The 18,533-nt window shown below is 68.8% G+C and carries 13 protein-coding genes; 7 read left to right on the top strand and 6 right to left on the bottom strand.

Annotated features, from left to right (window positions below; all coding sequences use genetic code 11):
* Nucleotides 1-2 precede the first annotated feature (2 nt).
* Nucleotides 3-1,130, bottom strand: a complete 1,128-nt coding sequence (locus ACQP2E_RS10675; RefSeq protein ID WP_433830367.1) for a hypothetical protein — start codon at nt 1,128-1,130, stop codon at nt 3-5.
* 79 nt (nt 1,131-1,209) lie between these two features.
* Between ACQP2E_RS10675 and ACQP2E_RS10670 the strand changes: the two genes are divergently transcribed.
* The 3 genes from ACQP2E_RS10670 to ACQP2E_RS10660 all read left to right on the top strand — a co-directional run bounded on the left by ACQP2E_RS10670 (nt 1,210) and on the right by ACQP2E_RS10660 (nt 5,710).
* Entirely contained in the window at nt 1,210-2,220 is a 1,011-nt protein-coding gene (locus ACQP2E_RS10670) for an alcohol dehydrogenase catalytic domain-containing protein (protein ID WP_433833886.1), read from the top strand.
* A gap of 1,071 nt (nt 2,221-3,291) precedes the next feature.
* The gene (locus ACQP2E_RS10665) at nt 3,292-5,166 is read left to right on the top strand and encodes an ABC transporter ATP-binding protein (protein ID WP_433830365.1); all 1,875 of its coding nucleotides are present in this window, start codon (nt 3,292-3,294) and stop codon (nt 5,164-5,166) included.
* Between the two features lie 340 nt (nt 5,167-5,506).
* Nucleotides 5,507-5,710, top strand: coding sequence for a cold-shock protein (locus ACQP2E_RS10660; protein ID WP_111647097.1), 204 nt, complete (start codon nt 5,507-5,509; stop codon nt 5,708-5,710).
* A gap of 54 nt (nt 5,711-5,764) precedes the next feature.
* Here ACQP2E_RS10660 and ACQP2E_RS10655 read toward each other — a convergent pair whose 3' ends face one another.
* Complete coding sequence (locus ACQP2E_RS10655; protein WP_433830362.1) at nt 5,765-6,856, bottom strand: NAD(P)H-dependent flavin oxidoreductase; 1,092 nt, start codon at nt 6,854-6,856, stop codon at nt 5,765-5,767.
* Nucleotides 6,846-8,396 (bottom strand): acyl-CoA synthetase, encoded by a 1,551-nt coding sequence (locus tag ACQP2E_RS10650; protein WP_433830360.1) that lies wholly within the window; start codon nt 8,394-8,396, stop codon nt 6,846-6,848. The genes ACQP2E_RS10655 and ACQP2E_RS10650 overlap by 11 nt, the downstream gene beginning before the upstream one ends.
* A 115-nt stretch (nt 8,397-8,511) precedes the next feature.
* On the opposite strand from ACQP2E_RS10650, the gene ACQP2E_RS10645 reads away from it, so the two are divergent.
* The 4 genes from ACQP2E_RS10645 to ACQP2E_RS10630 all read left to right on the top strand — a co-directional run bounded on the left by ACQP2E_RS10645 (nt 8,512) and on the right by ACQP2E_RS10630 (nt 12,167).
* The gene (locus tag ACQP2E_RS10645; RefSeq protein ID WP_433833884.1) at nt 8,512-9,240 is read left to right on the top strand and encodes a crotonase/enoyl-CoA hydratase family protein; all 729 of its coding nucleotides are present in this window, start codon (nt 8,512-8,514) and stop codon (nt 9,238-9,240) included.
* Nucleotides 9,241-9,441: 201 nt separating this feature from the next.
* Entirely contained in the window at nt 9,442-10,311 is an 870-nt protein-coding gene (locus tag ACQP2E_RS10640) for a sulfotransferase domain-containing protein (protein ID WP_433830358.1), read from the top strand.
* Nucleotides 10,312-10,365: 54 nt separating this feature from the next.
* Nucleotides 10,366-11,337, top strand: a complete 972-nt coding sequence (locus tag ACQP2E_RS10635) for an ATP-binding cassette domain-containing protein (RefSeq protein WP_433830356.1) — start codon at nt 10,366-10,368, stop codon at nt 11,335-11,337.
* Nucleotides 11,334-12,167 (top strand): ABC transporter permease, encoded by an 834-nt coding sequence (locus ACQP2E_RS10630; RefSeq protein ID WP_433830354.1) that lies wholly within the window; start codon nt 11,334-11,336, stop codon nt 12,165-12,167. The genes ACQP2E_RS10635 and ACQP2E_RS10630 overlap by 4 nt, the downstream gene beginning before the upstream one ends.
* On the opposite strand, the gene ACQP2E_RS10625 is transcribed toward ACQP2E_RS10630, so the two are convergent.
* The 3 genes from ACQP2E_RS10625 to ACQP2E_RS10615 all read right to left on the bottom strand — a co-directional run bounded on the left by ACQP2E_RS10625 (nt 12,164) and on the right by ACQP2E_RS10615 (nt 18,423).
* Entirely contained in the window at nt 12,164-15,442 is a 3,279-nt protein-coding gene (locus tag ACQP2E_RS10625; protein ID WP_433830352.1) for a BTAD domain-containing putative transcriptional regulator, read from the bottom strand. The genes ACQP2E_RS10630 and ACQP2E_RS10625 overlap by 4 nt on opposite strands.
* A 970-nt stretch (nt 15,443-16,412) precedes the next feature.
* Nucleotides 16,413-17,096: a potassium channel family protein gene (locus ACQP2E_RS10620; RefSeq protein ID WP_433830350.1), complete on the bottom strand. Its 684-nt coding sequence runs from the start codon at nt 17,094-17,096 to the stop codon at nt 16,413-16,415.
* Nucleotides 17,089-18,423: a TrkH family potassium uptake protein gene (locus ACQP2E_RS10615; RefSeq protein WP_433830348.1), complete on the bottom strand. Its 1,335-nt coding sequence runs from the start codon at nt 18,421-18,423 to the stop codon at nt 17,089-17,091. Before ACQP2E_RS10615 ends, ACQP2E_RS10620 begins: the two co-directional genes overlap by 8 nt.
* Between the last annotated feature and the right edge of the window lie 110 nt (nt 18,424-18,533).

Genomic DNA, 18,533 nt, shown 5'->3' with positions numbered 1-18,533 from the left:
ACTCACCCCAGCATCCGGGCAGCGGTCGAAGCCTGCCGTGCGGCGATCCGCGCCCGCCACGCCTCGGCGCTGATCGGCTCGAAGAACGGCAGCTGTTTGGGCAGGTCGTCGACGGCCACGATGTCGACCCGGGGTCCGTCCTCGGCGGTCAGCGCCCGGGACAGCCGCTGCCAGCGCAGCTGCACGTATCCACGGCGATGGCCGGTCCGCTCCAGCCAGTTCGCCACACCGGGATCGCGCTCGCTGATCACGAAGCGGATCAGCCCGTCCGGATCGACGTGCGCCTGGTCCCGGGTGAGGCTGGTCTGGTGGTTGATGTAGTCGAGCGAGATGTACCACATGCTCCCGAGCTGAATCCCCTGGTAGGGCGCGTCCGACGCGGGAACCGTGACGACCATGGCCTGATCGTCGTCAAGGTCGTAGTGGCCCACCGACGAGTACTGCGTGGACAGCCCGCCCGGAGTCACCCGTGGTGGCGTCAGCGTGTTGACCGGCAGTCCGAGATAGAATCGCTCGGCGAACGCCAGGAATGTCGTCAACCGGCTGACCAGGATCTTGCCGGCTACTCCGTACCGTCGAGTGTTCTTCTCCAGGGTGACCGGCGGCGGCGCCGAACCGATCCGATCAGCGCGCTCGATCCGCAGCATCCCGGGCCGCTCCGCGTCCCAGTCGCTGAAAACCTCGCGAACCACCAGCATCGCGGCTTTCGGCGCCGGTCCGAGCCTCAGCCGGTACGCCCCATCGACGCCGATCGTCAGCTCCCGATCGTCGAAAGCGGACAGACTGCCCGGCACGTCAACCGGCGAATAATCGCCGTCGAGGGTCTGGAAACTCAGGTCGGCGGTGGTGCCGCGCACGCCGGTCACGAGGTATTCGGCGTCGTCACGCAGCCACGCGTGGAAGTACAGCGTGTCCGGATTATCCAGTCCCATCTTGGTCCAGGGTCCGGTGGAGCGTACAAAACAGGGGTTGTCCTTTTCATAGGCCCAGGCCATCTGCAGCGCGCCGCGAATGCTGCCGGCCAGGTAGTCGTATCCCTCGGCGAGGTCCTGCTCGCCGCTGACGTGCGGCGCGCTCGTGATGATCTGCTCGGCGGTCCGGATGGCGTCGGCGAACGGCTTCGTAAGCACGATCCTCACGGTAGAACGAGTTCTAATATCGGGTCAACATAGCTGCTCGATACTGCGATAACGTGTTCCAGTGGAGTCGATGCGCGCCTATCGGATGACCGGCTGGGGTGCCCAGCCGCAGACCACCACCGCCGAAGTCCCGTCACCCGGCCCGGGGCAGATTCTGATCAGCGTGGCCGGCTGCGGCCTGTGCCGCTCCGACCTCACCATGCCGCACATCCCGCAGGCCGCCGGCGAGAAAATGGGCTGGCGGATGCCGTTCACTCTCGGCCACGAGACCGCCGGCCGGGTCGCCGCGCTCGGTTCCGGCGTGCTCCCCGGCGACGTCACCCTGGGTGAGCCGGTCGCGCTCGTCTCCCCCGCATCCTGCGGGGAGTGCGACTTCTGCCTGCGGGGACGCGACAGCAACTGCATGGCCGGTCTCAGCGGGCGAGGGTACGGGAGAGACGGCGGCCTGGCATCGTTCGTGCTCGCCACGAAGCGTGACCTGCTGAGGCTGGGCAGTCTCGACCCGCTCACGGCCGGTCCGCTGACCGACGCCGGAGCAACCGCCTACCACGCCGTGCGCCGGGCGATCCCCCGGATCAGCCCCGCCGGAACGGTCGTGGTGATCGGGGCGGGAGGCCTGGGCGCGTTCGCCGTGCAGTTCCTGCGCGCGTTGACGGCGGCCTCGGTGATCGCCGTCGATCCGCTGCCGGCCCGCCGTTCGTACGCGACCTCGGTGGGCGCCCACACGGTTTCGCCCGATGTCCCCCGCCGCTGCGACGCCGACGCCGTCCTCGATTTCGTCGGCACCGACGACACCATCACCGCCGGGCTCAAAGCCGTCCGCCCGGGCGGCGCTTACGGCCTGATCGGCTCGGCGGGCGGCACGTTCACCCGGCCGTGGTTCGGCGCCCTGCCCCGGGACGGCGAGGTCTTCACGTTCCAGGGCTCCTCGATAGCCGACGCGCGCGAGGTGATAGCCCTGGCCCAGGCCGGCCTGATCCGCAACGAGGTCTCACTGTTCCCCTTCGACCAGATCACCACCGCCTACGAGCACCTGGCCGCCGGCACCCTGACCGCCCGAGCCGTCATCACCATGCGATAGCCGGCCCCGCAGCTCGACGGCAGCTACTGGCAGGCCGGGTGAGCCACCACCCCACCGAACCACGAGCACACAGTGAGCCACCACCCCGCGCCGCGCCGCGCCGCGCCGCGCCGTTCTGCTCTGCTCGGCCTGGATCTTGTGGACTTCCCCGCAGACGTGTCCACACAACTCCACAAGATCGAAAAGGCCCGGCCGATCTTGCGGAGTTACGCGCAAACGCCTCGCCGAACTCCACAAGATCGGTGAAGCACCGCGTCACCACGTCGGACGTTGCAGCACCGCGTTCACCACGCCGAACTGTGAAGCACCGCGTTCACCACGCCGAACTGTGAAGCACCGCGCCGGCCGAACCTTGGAGACCTGTGGGGCATAGAGCACCCACGAGTTTCCAAGATCCGGCACTGTTCACCTGCTGTGGTGGCAGTGCGTGACCACAACGCTCGTCAACCACCCGAATTCGACATGCCACGGATGGCCGTCCCGCAAACTCGTGCACTCGCGGTCGATCCGCCGGCCAAACCTCACAAGATCTCCGGAGCGGCACCTCGCGCCAAAGAAACCGGCACGCCGCCGCGTACCCGCTACCGCTCCACAAATGGCGAAACCCGAGGGACGGCTGAACCGCACAAGATCTGCGGCAACGCCTCGCCGCGAGCGAGAGCTTCCGCCCCGCCAGAACCTCGAAGTCGGCTTGCGCTTACGGTCGCGCGGACGCGGGAATGCGACCGGGAGCGTAAGCCGGCCGCACGCCCGGATCCCGCCGCACGCCCCGATGCTGCCACGTACCCCCATGCTGCGGCGCGCCCGGATCCCGCCACGCGCCCGGATGCCGCCCAGCTCCGGGTGACCGCTTGCGCCGGCCAGACGGGCGTCGCTTTCGCGCTGCATCGAGATGTGTGGATGCTGATCACGTTGGGTCCGGCTGTGGGGGCGCCGGGGCCGGCGGCGGGGTGCGCCGGGGGGACGGGCGTCAGGGGCGGCGTGGCACGGGGCCTGGCGTTGCGCGTACCCGAAAAAGGGTTTGACTTGAACCTCACGTTAAGTGAGAGGTTCGTGTCGGGGAGGACTGACATGAGTCTTGAGATGGCGGCGTGGAGTTCGATGTATCACGCCATGAATCAGCAGGATGAGCGGCGACCGTTTTCGATGGCGACGTTGAAGCGGATCGCGCGGTTCGCACGGCCGCATCGGCGTGCGCTCACCGGCTTTCTGTTATTGAGCGTGGTGACGGCCGCGCTGGCTGTTGCCACGCCGGTGCTTGCCGGGCGGGTGGTGAACGCCATTGTCGGCGGTGATGACGCGAAGCTTGTCGTTCTGCTTGCGGTGGCAATCGGGGTGATCTCGCTGACCGAATCCGGGCTCGGGCTGGTGCAACGGTGGCTGTCCGCCGGGATCGGTGAGGGGCTGATTCTGGATCTGCGGACCGCGGTTTTCGACCATGTGCAGAAGATGCCTGTCGCGTTCTTCACCCGGACGCGGACGGGCGCGCTGGTCAGCCGATTGAACAATGATGTGATCGGGGCGCAGCGGGCGTTCAGCGACACGCTGTCCGGTGTGGTCGGCAATCTGGTCGGGCTGGCGCTGACCCTCGTTGTGATGATCGGGATCTCGTGGCAGATCACGCTGTTGTCGCTCGCGCTGCTGCCGATCTTCGTGTTTCCGGCGCGGCGGATGGGCCGGCGGCTGGCGAAGATGGAACGGGAGGCCGCTGATCACAACGCGGCCATGAACACGCAGATGACGGAACGTTTTTCGGCGCCGGGCGCGACGCTTGTCAAGCTGTTCGGCAGGCCGGGCGCCGAATCGGCCGAGTTCGCCGCGCGGGCGCGGCGGGTCAGGGACATCGGGGTACGCACAGCGATGGCCCAGTGGATCTTCATGACCGCCCTGGTCTCGGTATCCGGACTCGCGATCGCGCTGGTCTACGGCCTCGGCGGGGTCTACGCGCTGCGCGGCCAGCTCGAACCAGGCGCCGTGGTGGCCCTGGCCATCCTGCTGACCAGGCTCTACGCCCCGCTCACCTCGCTGGCGAGCGCCCGCGTCGAGGTGATGAGCGCGCTGGTCAGCTTCGAGCGCGTCTTCGAGGTCCTCGACCTGAAGCCGTTGATCGAGGAGAAACCGGACGCCCGGGAGGTGCCGGACGGCCCGGTCGCGGTGGAGTTCGACGCGGTGCGGTTCGCCTATCCGAGCGCCGACAAGGTGTCCCTGGCCTCCCTCGAAGAGGTCGCCACCCTCGATACACGGGGTGGAGTCGAGGTGCTGCACGAGGTCTCGTTCCGCGCCGAACCAGGTCAGATGATCGCCCTGGTCGGCTCGTCCGGCGCCGGCAAGTCGACGATGGCGTCGCTGCTACCCCGGCTCTACGACGCCGATCACGGTTCGGTACGCCTCGCCGGCGTCGACGTCCGCGACCTCACGGCCGCGTCGTTGCGGCAGACCCTCGGCATGGTCACCCAGGACGGGCACCTCTTCCACGAGTCGGTACGCGCCAACCTCCTGCTCGCCCGCCCCGAGGCCACCGAGCAGGAACTGTGGGACGCGCTGCGCCGGGCCCGCATCGCCGACCTGGTCGAGGCGCTGCCCGACGGCCTCGACACGGTGATCGGCGAACGCGGATATCGGCTGTCCGGCGGCGAACGGCAGCGGCTCACGATCGCCCGCCTGCTGCTGGCGAAACCCCGGGTCGTGGTCCTCGACGAGGCGACCGCGCACCTCGACTCGACATCGGAGCTGGCGGTGCAGGAGGCCCTCGGTGAGGCGCTCGCCGGCCGTACCGCTGTCGTCATCGCCCACCGGCTGTCGACGGTCCGCGCGGCCGATCAGATCCTGGTGATCGAGGGCGGCAAGGTAGTCGAACGCGGTACGCACACCGAGTTGCTGGCCGCCGGAGGCCGTTATCAAGAGCTGCATCGAACCCAGTTCAGTGAGTCGGCGGCAACCGCCTGATCCATCAGCCCGAATGATGCAAGTCACCAGGGAAAATTCGGATTCGTGCTACGGTCAGCGCAGCGAACTTGATATTTTCTCGTGATCGCTCGGCGCACGGGCTCGAATTTTCCTTTGATCTTCTTCGACGCTTACCGTGCGCGTCTCGATTTTCCCGCCTGCGGCGGGTCGACTGGTTCAGCGGGTCATCGCAGGCGGGATCGAGCAGGTCAAAATCGTGCGGGCCAATATTCTGTGATACCTTGGCCCGAGTTGCACTTTGATTTCCGAAGACGTTCTTGACGCCTGATGGGTATCGATCCCGTCGGGCCTTTTTCGTCTTGATTGCAGGGAGAATCTGATGGTTACCGGTACCGTGAAGTGGTTCAACAGCGACAAGGGTTTCGGCTTCATCGCGCAGGATGGCGGCGGCGCCGACGTATTCGCGCACTTCTCGGCCATCGCCTCCTCCGGCTTCCGTAGCCTCGACGAGAACCAGCGCGTCGAGTTCGACGTGACGCAGGGCCAGCGCGGCCTGCAGGCGGAAAACATCCGCCCGCTCTGATCTCACACCGGCGCGGCGCCTCCCCTGCCGGTGACGCCGCGCCGATGTGTCCCCCTAAAGTTTGGCCAGTCGAGCCAGGGTCTCGTCCGCCTCAGTGACCAGTTCGGACATGACATCGGCCACCGGCCGGACAGCGTTCATCCGTCCGACGATCTGCCCCACCGGCATCGGCACCACGCTGGGATCCCCGGATTCCATCAGCCGATCGTGCGCCGGCGACACCAGCAGGTTCTGCAACGGCATCGGCAGCGTTTTCGGCGCCTCCGGGTCCTCCCACGCGCTCGTCCAGCGGTTGCGCAGCAGCCGGGCCGGCTTACCCGTGTAGATCCGGGTCCGGACCGTGTCGCTCGAACCGGCCTGGAGCAGCGCGTCCCGCAACGCCGGCGTGCTCTGATACTCCGCCGTGCCCAGCCACACCGAACCCATCCACACGCCGCGAGCACCGAGCGCGAGCGCCGCGGCGATCTGCCGGCCACTGCCGATGCCACCCGCCGCCAGCACCGGCACGTCCGGCCCGACCGCGTCGACCACCTCCGGGACCAGCACCATGCTGCCGATCTCACCGGTGTGCCCGCCCGCTTCGTACCCCTGCGCCACCACGATGTCGACGCCACCGGCGAGATGGCTGCGCGCGTGATCCGCACGGCCCGCCAACGCGGCCACGACCAGGCCGTGCGACTTGGCCTGGGCGATCACGTCCGGCGGAGGCGGGCCAAGAGCATTGGCGATGAGTCGCGGTGCGTGCGTCAGTGCGACTTCCACATGGGTACGCGCAACCGAGTGCAGCCACCCGAGGACGCCCGCCCGCCGTGACTCGTCCACGCCCAGCGGTGGCACGCCGAGGCGCAGCAGAGTCCGCTCGACAAACTCCCGATGGCCGTCCGGGATCAGTCTCCCGAGGTCGGACGGGGTCCCCTCGGTCGGCACCCGGCCCGGCATGACGATGTCCACCCCGTACGGGCGGCCGTCGAGTTCGGTGTCCAGCCAGGTCAGGACGCGGTCCAGCTCGTCGGCGTCGTTGAACCGGACACAGCCGAGCACGCCGAGTCCGCCGGCCCGGCTGATCGCCGCGACGACGTGCTCGGACGGGCTGAAGCCGACGATCGGGACGTCGATGCCGAGACGCTCGCAGAGGTCAGTCCGCACTTTTCTGTCCTTCGTGGGTTCTCGCGTACTCGTGGGCCCAGCGGTAGTCGGCTTTGCCGCTGATCGTGCGGGCTATCCGGTCGACCAGCCAGACGTCGCGGGGCACTTTGTAGCCGGCGACGCGTTGCCTTACGTGACTGTCCAGGTCGGCGAGGTTTACGCGTACCCCTGACCTGGTCTGCACGAGGGCGACCACCCGCTGGCCGAGGCGATCGTCCGGAGCTCCGATGACGAGGGCGTCGAAGACGCCCGGGTGCGCTTTCAGCGCGCCCTCCACCTCTTCCGGGAAGACCTTCTCGCCGCCGGTGTTGACGCAGGTGTTGCCTCGGCCGAGCAGGGTGATGGTGCCGTCGTCCTCGATGCGTGCGAGGTCCCCGGGTATCGCGTAACGCTTCCCGTCGACCTCGGTGAGCAGAGCTTTCGTCTTGTCTGGATCCTTGTGGTAACCGAGCGGCACGTGCCCGCCACGGGCCAGCCGGCCGATCACGCCGGGTGCCGCCTTGCGGCCGTGCTCGTCGATGACGATCGTGTCCGGGCCGGGCATCACCCGGGGACCGTCGACCGCGCCACCCTCCACGTCGGCGACGATGCCCAACCCCGCGAACCCGGTCTCGGAGGAGCCGATCGCATCGGTGACCATGACGTTCGGTAACGCTTCCAGGTATTGCCGCTTCACCGACGGTGAGAAGAGCGCGGCACTCGACGAGATCGCCACGAGCGACGAGCCGTCGTACCTGCCGGCCAGGTACGCCTCGATGATCGGCCGGGCCATCGCGTCACCGATCAGCACCACCACGTTGACCTGGCGTCGCTCGATCGTGCGCCACACCTCCTCCGGGTCGAAGTGTGGCAGGACCACCACGGAGTCGCCGGAGAAGAGTGCGGCGAGCGCGGCCCACTGCGCGTTGCCGTGGATGAGCGGGGCCAGGCAGAACCGGGTCATCGGGGGCATGTCCCGGGTGCTCTGCGCCCATTCGTCGTCGAGCGGGACGCCGGACATGAAGTCGATGCCGCCGCCGAGAACGCGCCAGACGTCCTCGTGGCGCCAGATCACGCCTTTGGGATAGCCGGTGGTTCCTCCGGTGTAGAGCAGGTAGATGTCGCCGCCGTCGCGCTCGCCGAAGTCGCGTTCCGGATCCTCGGCCGAGAAGTCGGTGACACCGAGTTGGACGAGCACGCCGGGCGAATCCACGTTTGCCACTTTTCCGGCATATTCCGGGTCATGGATCAACGCGGTCAGCTCCGCGTCCTGGAAGAGATACTGCAACTCGTTCTCGACGTACCGGTAGTTGACGTTGACGACCACGGCACGGAGCTTGTACACGGCGATCATGGCCACCACGGCCTCGATCGAGTTGCCCGCGTAAAGACCGACGTGGGCGCCCGTGCCCACTCCTTGATTTCGCAGGAAATGGGCCAGACGGTTGGCGGTCTCCTCCAGCTCCGTGTAGGTCATCTCACGCTCGCCGCAGGCCACCGCGACACGGTCGGGGAAGGCGTCGACCGCATGCTCGAACAGGTCCGCTATATTGGCCGCCATCATCAGAAAGTAGAACCTGTTATCGTTTCGGGCAAGGCTCAGTTGTCCCGCCTTTCCGGAAGGAACCTCCGTGGACGCCCTCGTCGAGCAGCGCGGACCGATTCTGATCGTCACGATGAACCGGCCGCAGGCGCGCAACGCGCTCTCCGCCGAAATGATGGCCGTGATGCGCGACGCCTGGGACAGGGTGGATGCCGACCCGGCCATCCGGGTCGCGATCCTCACCGGGGCCGGCGGGGCGTTCTGCGCCGGCGCCGACCTGCGCGCGATGACCGCCGCACACCCCGGCGACCAGTTCCGCGATCAGGACCTCTCCCGGATCGACGCCCTGCTCAAGGGCCGGCGGCTGACCAAGCCGCTGATCGCCGCCGTCGAGGGGCCGGCGGTCGCCGGCGGCACCGAGATCCTGCAGGCCACCGACATCCGGGTGGCGGGTGAGAGCGCCCGGTTCGGTGTGTCCGAGGCACGCTGGGGGCTGTTCCCGCTGGGCGGCTCGGCGGTCCGGCTGCCCCGCCAGTTGCCGTACACGGTCGCCGCCGACCTGTTGCTGACCGGCCGGCACCTGACCGCGGCCGAGGCCCTGTCAGCCGGCCTGATCGGCCACGTGGTGCCGGACGGGACGGCACTGGCCCGCGCCCTCGAGATCGGCACGGTGATCGCCGGCAACGGGCCTCTGGCGGTGCAGGCCATCCTGCGAACCATCCGGGAGACCGAGGGCCTGCCGGAGGACGAGGCGTTCGCCATCGAGTCGAAGATCGGCATGCGGGTCTTCACCAGCGAGGACGCCAAGGAGGGGCCGAAGGCCTTCATCGAGAAGCGCCCTCCGACCTTTCACGGCCGCTGACGCAAATCTTTCCCGTTGCGCAAGAAACATTCACGTCCGTACCAATTCTGGCTGTGCACACCCTGTAAAGCGGCTGAGCGTTACCGGTCAATGTCCGACACGCCTGTAAACGGCTCGTTAACTCATCTGTAGTAACTTGATCGATCTTGTTGTAAAGTCCCCGGAACAACGTGCCGCGGTAAAGGACACGGGACTGGACCAATGCTCAATCGCGCTGTCATGTTCGCCAAGCAGAACACCCCCAATCACCTGCGGGTTCGCGCTCGCCGGGTGATGCTTGAGGGTCACAATGCCCGGCTCCGGCTGACCGTGCCGGTGGTCGAGCGCTGTGATTACGTCAACGTCTATCACTGTGCCGTGCGTAAAACGGCGAGCCAGTGGGTCAAGTCGATTTTCAGCGATCCGATCGTTTACCGACACTCCGGATTACTCACCTACGATCCGCGGTATTACGACTGGCGCGATCCTCGCGTGTGCCCGCCGAACCGTGTCGCGTTGTCACTCTTCTTCTCCAGGAAACGCTTCGACGAGATCCCGAAGCCCGCGCGGTACCGCGCGTTCTTCGTGCTGCGCGACCCCCGGGACATGGTCGTCTCCAGCTATTTCTCGACCAGGGACTCGCACGGCCCGATGGGCGACGTCGCCGAGGTCCGTAAGGTGCTGCGCGGCCTGCCGAAAAAGGAGGGCCTGCTCTTCCTGATCGACGACCTCGCGAAAAAGGGCCGGTTCAACGCGCTGCGGTCCTGGGTGCTGGCGCCGGACGACGAGGCCGTCCGCCTGGTCAAGTACGAAGACCTCACCGGGATCAAGCAGATCGAGGAGATGGACCGGCTGATGCGGCACTGCGGCATCACCATCCCCCGCCCGGAACTGGAGACGCTGCTGGATCGCTACAGCTTCTCCAGCATGAGCGGGAAAAAGGGCGCCGGCGAGGTCTCGCACTACCGCAAGGGCGAGGCCGGCGACTGGCGCAACCACTTCGACGACGACATCCAGCACGCGTTCGACGCCGCGGCCGGCGCCAAACTGGTCGCGCGCCTCGGATACCAGGTCGCTGACAGCGCCGGCTGACCCAGGACAGCGTCGTGTGCGGCCCATGACAGCGCCGCACCGCAATCTCGAGGCATGGAAGATTTGGTGGTGCGCGCCGAGGGGCTGCGCAAACGATTCGGCAAGACACAGGCGCTGGACGGCGTCGACCTGGCGATGCGCCGGGGCACCGTGCTCGGCGTGCTCGGCCCGAACGGCGCCGGCAAGACCACCGCGGTACGCGTGCTGGCCACGCTGCTGCGCCCGGACGAGGGCAGCGCCTTCGTGGCCGGCATCGACGTGCTCAAACGGCCACAGGACGTCCGCCGGGTGGTCGGCCTGACGGGACAGTACGCGTCGGTCGACGAGGACCTCACCGGCGTACAGAATCTGGTCCTGATCGGTCGCCTGCTGGACATGACCGGCAAGGCCGCGCGGCAGCGGGCTGACGAGCTGCTGGCCTGGTTCGACCTGGCGGAGGCCGGGCAGCGGCCGGCGAAGACGTACTCCGGTGGCATGCGCCGCCGTCTCGACCTGGCGGCGAGCCTGGTCGGCCGACCGGAAGTGATCTTCCTGGACGAGCCGACGACCGGCCTCGACCCGGCCAAGCGCGAGGACATGTGGGGCGTGGTGCGCAACCAGGTCGCCAGCGGCGCCAGCGTGCTGCTGACCACTCAATATCTGGAGGAGGCGGACGCGCTCGCCGACGAGATCGTGGTGGTGAACCACGGCAAGGTGATCGCGCACGACACCCCGGACGGGCTGAAGCGGCGCGTCGGCGGTCAGACCCTGCGGGTACGCCCGGCCGACCAGTCCCGCCTGCCCGAGGTGCTCCAGGTGCTGGACGCCGTCGCGGCACCGGGCATGACAGCGGTACGGGACGAGGCAGCGGGTTCCCGCCCGGGCGCCGCGAGCGTGCCGGTCACCGGCGACGCCGCGCTGGCCGGCGCGATCGCCCAGCTCACCCGATACGAAATCGAAGTCACCGAACTCGCACTGCACCTGCCGAGCCTGGACGAGGTCTTCCACACCCTCACCGGCCGGACGAAGACGGAGGAACTGGTATGAGCACGCAGACCGTGACACCCACGACCGTCACCCAGCACAGCGCCGCGCCCGATCGTCTTAAACGCGGCTTGCCGGCGCTGATCCGGCACAGCGGCGCTCTCGCACAGCGGAGCCTGATCAAGACGATCCGCACACCGGAAGCGCTGATCGACGTCACGATCCAGCCGGTGATCTTCCTGTTGCTGTTCACGTACCTGTTCGGCGGGGCGATCGCGGACGGCGACCGGCACGCCTACCTGCAGTTCCTGCTGCCGGGCATGCTGGCGCAGTCGCTCGCCATGGGTGGCGTGGCGCTCGGCCAGAACCTGAACGCGGACATCGAGAAGGGTGTCTTCGACCGGTTCCGATCACTGCCGATCTCCCGGTCGGCGCCGCTTGTCGGCGCGGTGCTCGCCGACGTCATCCGGTACCTGACGGTCTGCGTGGTGATGCTGTCGTTCGGCACGATCATGGGCTTCCGGGTCGAGACCGGCGTGGTCCCGGCGATCGCCGCGGTGGCGCTGTCGATCGGGTTCGGGCTCTGCTTCTGCTGGATCTCGGTGTGGGTCGGCATGCTGGCGCGTACCTCGGGCGCGGTGCAGGGCATCATGTTCCTGCTGGTGCTGCCGCTGACGTTCGGCTCCAACGTGTTCGTCTCATCGGAGACGCTGCCCGGCTGGCTGCAGGCGTTCGTGGCCGTCAACCCGATCACACCGCTGGTCGGCGCGATCCGCGGCCTGCTGGTCGGCGGTCCGGTCGCCGGGGACCTCGTACAGACCCTCGCCTGGATGGCGGGCCTGCTGCTGGTCTTCGTCCCGCTGGCCCTGCGGGCCTACGCGAAGCGCGCCTAGAGCAGCGACGGATCCACTTGGGTGAGCGCGGCCGGGGACTCCAGAGTCCAACCGGCCGCGTACGCCTCACTGAACCCGGCGTCACCCAGCCCGGCTCGGGCCCACCCTGTCACCTTGATGATGTTCAGGTCGGTACTGTCGTGCGACCCCCGCAACCGTGCCGCGGCCCCGAGCAGGACCGCCGCGTCCCGGTACTGGGCCCGGTGCGCCGCCAGACCGGCCGCGGCGACGGCGACCATGGCCAGTATCGGCATGTCCTCGGTCTCGACCGCCGCCACATAGGCGCTCTTGAGCTCCTTCTCCGCGGTCTCCGGGTCGTTCTTGCGAATGGCGAGCGAAGCGCGGACCGAGCCGATGATCGCGGCGCCGTGGTCACCGCCCATCAGCGGCAGGACGTTCTCGCCGATGCCCAGGCCGCGGCTCGCGCGATCCAGCAACTCCTCGGCCCGGCCGAGCTGGTCCTGCGAGATCAGCATCCCGGCTTCGAGCGCGTCGACCAGCAGCGCCATCTCCATCGAGTCGGAGCGCTCGGCGCCGGCCCGGGCCGCGGCGACCGCGATCGCGGCCTGCTCCGGTTCCCCGCGGCGCAGATGCAGGTCGGCCCAGCGCAGCTCGATGAAGACCTCGTCGGCCAGGTCCATGGCACCGAACTGACGGGCCAGCGCCCGGGCCGCGGTCAGGTCGGCGAGCGCGCCGTCGAGGTCTCCTTCGTACTGCCGCATCAGGGCGCGCAGCGGCAGCACGGTGGCCTGGCCCCAGCGGTCGCCGACAGCGCGGAACCCGTCGAGGGACGCCGTCACGTCGGCGGCGAGGCGAACCAGGTCACCGTTGTTCTCGGCGATCTGCGCCCGGAACATCCGGGCCAGCGCGCTGATCCACGGGTCGTCGCCGTCGACCAGCCGGTTGATCCGCGCGTCGGCGATCTCGTTCTCGCCGGCGTAGTACAGCATCACCACGGCGATCACGCCCTGTGGTCCGGGCAGCTCGCCGTGCCGCAGCAGCCGGTCGGCGAGGTAACGCACCCTGGCCTTGCGCTGAGTGTTCGTCTCGGTCAGGTGCTGCGGTTCCCGCCCGGTCCGGTTCAGGACCAGTACCGCCTCGGCGAGGTCGACGTGCAGCGGGTCGGCATCGCCGGGGACGGCGAGCGCTTCGGTCAGCCAGTAACCGGCGTCGGCCTCCCGGCCGAACATCTGCCAGTACCAGCAGAGATCCAACGCGAGGCGGACAGCGTCCGGTGCGTTCCCTGAATCGCAGAGGTGGCGCAGAGCCGCGAGGATGTTGTCGTACTCGGCGCGCAGCACGGCGAGGGCGCCGATCTGGTCCGCGCCGCGCAGCACCGGGTCCTGCTCGGCGACCAGCACCGACAGGTGCCGCGCGGCCAGGTCCCGGACGTCGGCCAGGATGCCCTGCTCGGTGAGGCGTTCGATGCCGTACTCGCGCAGCGTCTCCAGCATCCGGTACCGGCCACCGTCCGGCGCTAGCTGCAGCAGCGACCGGTCGACCAGCCCGGCGAGCAGGTCGGCGGCGTCCTGCGTGCTACCGCCGATCACCGCCGTACTACCGCCGATCACCGCGGCCGCCGATCGTGCGGTGACGCCGCCGGGCAGCACCGCGATCCGCTCGGCGAGGGTCCGCTCGTCCTCGGAGAGCAGGTTCCAGCTCCAGGCGATCACCGCGCGCAGCGTGCGGTGCCTCGGCTGCGCGGTCCTGCTCCCGGTCGTGAGCAGCCGGAACCGGTCGGACAGTCCGGCCGCGAGGTCCGGCAGCGCGAGGGTGCGCAGCCGGGCCGCGGCCAGTTCCAGCGCCAGCGGCAGGCCGTCCAGGCCACGGACGATCTGGACGATGTCGCCGACGGTCCCGGCGTCGATCGTGAATCCCGGCCGGACCGCTCCGGCCCGCTCGGCGAAGAGCCGGACCGCCGGTGCCTGCGCAGCCCGCTCCGGTCCGGCGTCCGCCGGGGGCAGTTCGAGAGGACCCAGGGGTACGAGTGACTCGCCGTCGATCGCGAGCGGTTCCCTGCTGGTGGCGAGGATCCGCAGGCTCGGGCAGCGGACCAGCAGCGCGCTGATCAGGTGGGCCACCGCGTCGATCAGGTGCTCGCAGTTGTCGACCACGAACAGGATCTCCCGCCCGTTGAGCCGGTCGGCGAGCACGTCCAGGTCGTCACGGTCGGCGCGAACCCGGTTCGCCGTCTCGAACAGCGCCGATCCGCGCAGCCCGGCCGCGGCCACCACAGCGGCGCCGACCTTGGCCGGCTCGGTCACCGACGCGAGGTCGATCAGCCAGGCGCCGTCGCGATATCCACCGCCGCGCCGCCGGGCCGCTTCCAGCGCGAGCCGCGTCTTGCCCGCCCCGCCCGGCCCCAGCACGGTCACCAGACGCCCGGCCGCGAGCAGGTCGTCCACCCGTGCCAGGTCGTGATCACGCCCGATGAAGCTGGTCAGGGGCGCGGGCAAATTCGTCGGGGGCGCGCCAGGCGCTTCCCTCCCGCTTTCCGTGGGTACGCTTTTTCGCGTTCCGTGTGAGGCACCCCTCAGCAGCCGGAGGTGCCGATCCCGCAGGGCGGCTCCGGGGTCGGCGCCCAGGTGCTCGGCGAGGTCAGCGCGGATCCGCTCGTACACGGCGAGCGCGTCGGCCTGCCGGCCCTGCGCGGCCAGGGCGTCGATCAGCAGGGCGGCCAGCCGTTCGTCGAGCGGGTGCTCGGCGAGCAGCGCGGTGAGGCGGGCGCCGGCCCGTTCCGGGTGGCCCACGGCGATCTCGGCCTCGGCCAGGTCGGCGGTGGTGTCCACGACCGTCCGGGCGATCCGGGTGGCCTGGGCCGGGACCACCTCGGCCAGCTCGGCGGCGATCGGACCGCGCAGCAACGCGACAGCCTCGCCGAGCGCAACGATGGCGCCGGCCGGATCGCCGGCGCGCAGCCGTTCCCGGCCGGTGACGGCGAGCCGGTCGAACCGTGTGACGTCCACGTCCGTGGCGGCGACCGCGAGACGGTACCCGCCCTCGGTCTGAGTCACCGCGTCACCGGCGCCGAGCAACCGCCGCAGCCGGGACACCAGCGACTGCAGGGCGTTGGCCGGGTCGGAGGGCCGGTCGTCAGGCCAGAGCGCGTCGGTGAGCTGCGCCGGGGTGACCGGACGCCCACCGGCCAGCGCGAGCCGGACCAGCAGGCCCCGAATCCGGGCGCCGGGCAGCGGCACGTCGGCGTCGCCGCGGCGCACGCTCAGCGCACCAAGCAGCGCCACCCGCAGTTCACCGCGGTCCCCGTTCTCGCTCACGACTCCGATCCTCTCGCGCCCTGCCGACCGATCCCAAATCAACCCCGTCACAACTCCCCCACCAACAACCCACCACCACCGCCACCCACAACCGCCGCCGCCGCCACCGCCGCCGCGCCCCGCCCCGCTCGACCTGGATCTTGTGGACTTTCCCCGCAGACGTGTCCGCACAAATCCACAAGATCCGTGAAGCACCGCGTTCACCACGCCACGCTCGGCCGATCTTGCGGAGTTACGCGCAAACGGTTCGCCGAACTCCACAAGATCCGTAAAGCGCCGCACTCGCCACGCCACGCTCGGCCGATCTTGCGGAGTAACACGCAAACGGCTCACCCAACTCCACAAGATCCGTAAAGCACCGCACTCACCACGCCACGCTCGGCCGATCTTGCGGAGTAACACGCAAACGGCTCACCCAACTTCACAAGATCCGTAAAGCGCCGCACTCACCACGCCACGCTCGGCCGATCTTGCGGAGTTACGCGCAAACGGTTCGCCGAACTCCACAAGATCTGTGGAGCACCGCGTTCACCACGCCGAAACCGTGAAGTACTGCGATCACCACGCCGAACTGTGAAGCACTGCGTTGGCCGAACCTTGGAAACCAGTGGTGCATAGAACACCCACCAGTCTCCAAGATCCGGTGGGCCAACCGCTGTGGTAGCAGAGCGTTACCACAAAGCGCGCCGACCACCCGAGACCGACATGCCACGGGTAGCCGGCCCGCAAACTCGTGCGCTCTTGGTCGATCAGTCGGCTAAACCGCACAAGATCTCCGAGCGGCGCCTCGCCCTGAGGAACCACCACGCCACCACGCCGCCACGCCGCCACGCCACCGCGCCGCCACGCCGCCACGCCTGCCCCGAACCCGCCAGCGCTCCACAAATGGCAAACCCCCAACTCAACAAGATCCCGGGCGGGGCGGCACGAGGTGGCCTTGGACGGACCGGATTGGGCCTGGCCGGCTGGGTCAGTTCTCGGCCGCGTAGGCCTCCACCTTCTCGGTGTCGCCGGCCACGATCAGGACGGCGCCTTCCGGGACGGCGGTCTCCGGCCGGGCGTACACGAAATCCTCGCCGGGCCGTTTCGTGCCGACCACCGTGACCCCCCACTTGGTGCGCAGCGCGAGCTGCGCGAGGGTTCGTCCCCCGGAGCCCTGCGGCGCACGGACCTTGGCGATGGCGAAGCCGTCGTCGAACTCGATGTAGTCGAGCATCCGGCCGCTGATCAGGTGCGCGACGCGCTCACCCATCTCGGACTCGGGATAGATGACGTGGTCGGCGCCGACCTGGGAGAGGATCTTGCCGTGTTTGACGCTTGTCGCTTTCGCCCAGATCTCCGGGACACCCAGCTCGGCGAGGGCGAGCACGGTCAGCACGCTCGTCTCCAGGTTGGTGCCGATGCCGACGACGGCGCGCGGGAAGTCCTGGATGCCGAGCTGGCGCAGCGCGTCCTCGTCGGTCGAGTCGGCCTCCACCACCTGGGTGAGCCGGTCCGACCAGTCGAGCACGATGCGCGGGTCGCTGTCGACGCCGAGCACTTCGTAGCCGAGGTCGAGCAGAGCCTCGGCGACCGAGCCGCCGAATCGACCCAGGCCGATCACCGCGACGTTGGTACCTGCGGGCTTCTCTTTATCGGCGCGTTTCTCAGCCAACTAGGGGTCTCTCCTCCGGGTAGCGATAGAGGCGGCGGCGGGTGTTCAGCGCGATCGCGGTGCCGACCGCGATCGTGCCGACCCGGCCGCAGAACATCAGTACGACCAGTACGACCTGGGCGGACGGCGGCAGGCTGGGCGTGATGCCGGTACTCAACCCGACGGTCGCGAACGCCGAGGTGACCTCGAAGAGGGCCCGGTCGAACGGAACGTTCTCGGTCAGCGCGTCCAGCACGACGGTACCGGTGCCGACCAGGGCCACACCCATCAGCGCCACGGTCATGGCCTGCCGCTGTGTCTCCTCGGCGATCCGGCGCTTGCGGACCACGACGTCCGGCTCACCGCGGATCTCGGCCCAGATCACGTACGCCAGCAGCAGGAACGTCGTCAGCTTGATGCCGCCGGCGGTGCTCGCGCTGCCGCCACCGATGAACATCAGGCCGGTGGTGACGGCGATCGTCTCGCTGTTCAGCCGACCCAGGTCGACGCTGTTGAAGCCGCCCGAGCGGGTCATGATGTCCTGGGTGAACGCGGTGAGCATCTTCGCCGGGAGATCGAGCGGGCCGAGCGTCCCCGGGTTGCGCCACTCCATCGCCAGGAACGTGACGAAGCCGAAGACGCTCAGCAGCAGGCTGCCGGTCACGGTCAGGAACGTGTGGGTCGACCAGCACTTCGGCGTCCGCCACTCGCGGAACAGCTCGAACAGCACCGGAAAACCGATCGAGCCCCCCAGTACGCCGAACGCCAGCGGCAGGCAGATCCACGGGTCGCTCACAAACCGGATGAGACTGTCCGGGTACAGCGCGAATCCGGCGTTGTTGAAGGCCTGCACAGCGTGGAAGACCGCGTACCAGATCGCTTTGCCCAGCGGGTAGTCGTACCCGAGCCAGAAACGCAGGGTGAGCACGACGGAGATGGCGCCTTCGCAGACGAGCATGACCATCGCGACCCGGCGCAGGACGGCGGCGATGTTGCCGCCGGCCAGGCCGGCGCTCTCGGCCTGGGCCATCAGGCGGCCACGCAGGCCGAGGCGGCGCGAGACGAGCAGGCTGAGCAGGGTGGCCAGGGTCATGATGCCGAAGCCGCCGATCTGCGACAACACGGTCAGCAGCACGTGACCGAACGTCGTCCAGTACGTCGGGGTGTCCACCACGGCCAGGCCGGTGACGCAGACCGCGGACGCTGCGGTGAAGAGCGCGGTGACGAACGGGGCGTGGCCGGGCTCGGCGCGGGCGGCCGGCAGCATCATCAACGCGGTGCCGATCGCGATCGCGCCGAGGAAGGCGAGCGGAACGATCCGCGCCGGATGCTGCCAGGGTGAACGCACCGGAAGATTATTGCTGGTGCAGCGCCTGGACGCCTGCCAGGAACGACCGAACCCTACCGGGTTGTTGCAAAAAACCTGCAAACGGATTTCTCTTCACATCCATGTGCACC

Origin of the sequence: Actinoplanes sp. CA-015351, from assembly GCF_050955685.1 — a bacterium.
Lineage (GTDB): Bacteria > Actinomycetota > Actinomycetes > Mycobacteriales > Micromonosporaceae > Actinoplanes.
The sequence above is the reverse complement of the archived record's forward strand: the minus strand, read 5'-3'. Positions and strand labels throughout refer to the sequence as shown.

Coding starts and splice junctions, on each gene's coding strand:
- ACQP2E_RS10670 (WP_433833886.1), top strand. CDS start 1,210: ATGCGCGCCTATCGGATGACCGGCTGGGGTGCCCAGCCGCAGACCACC.
- ACQP2E_RS10665 (WP_433830365.1), top strand. CDS start 3,292: ATGAGTCTTGAGATGGCGGCGTGGAGTTCGATGTATCACGCCATGAAT.
- ACQP2E_RS10660 (WP_111647097.1), top strand. CDS start 5,507: ATGGTTACCGGTACCGTGAAGTGGTTCAACAGCGACAAGGGTTTCGGC.
- ACQP2E_RS10650 (WP_433830360.1), bottom strand. CDS start 8,396: ATGGCGGCCAATATAGCGGACCTGTTCGAGCATGCGGTCGACGCCTTC.
- ACQP2E_RS10645 (WP_433833884.1), top strand. CDS start 8,512: ATGAACCGGCCGCAGGCGCGCAACGCGCTCTCCGCCGAAATGATGGCC.
- ACQP2E_RS10640 (WP_433830358.1), top strand. CDS start 9,442: ATGCTCAATCGCGCTGTCATGTTCGCCAAGCAGAACACCCCCAATCAC.
- ACQP2E_RS10635 (WP_433830356.1), top strand. CDS start 10,366: ATGGAAGATTTGGTGGTGCGCGCCGAGGGGCTGCGCAAACGATTCGGC.
- ACQP2E_RS10630 (WP_433830354.1), top strand. CDS start 11,334: ATGAGCACGCAGACCGTGACACCCACGACCGTCACCCAGCACAGCGCC.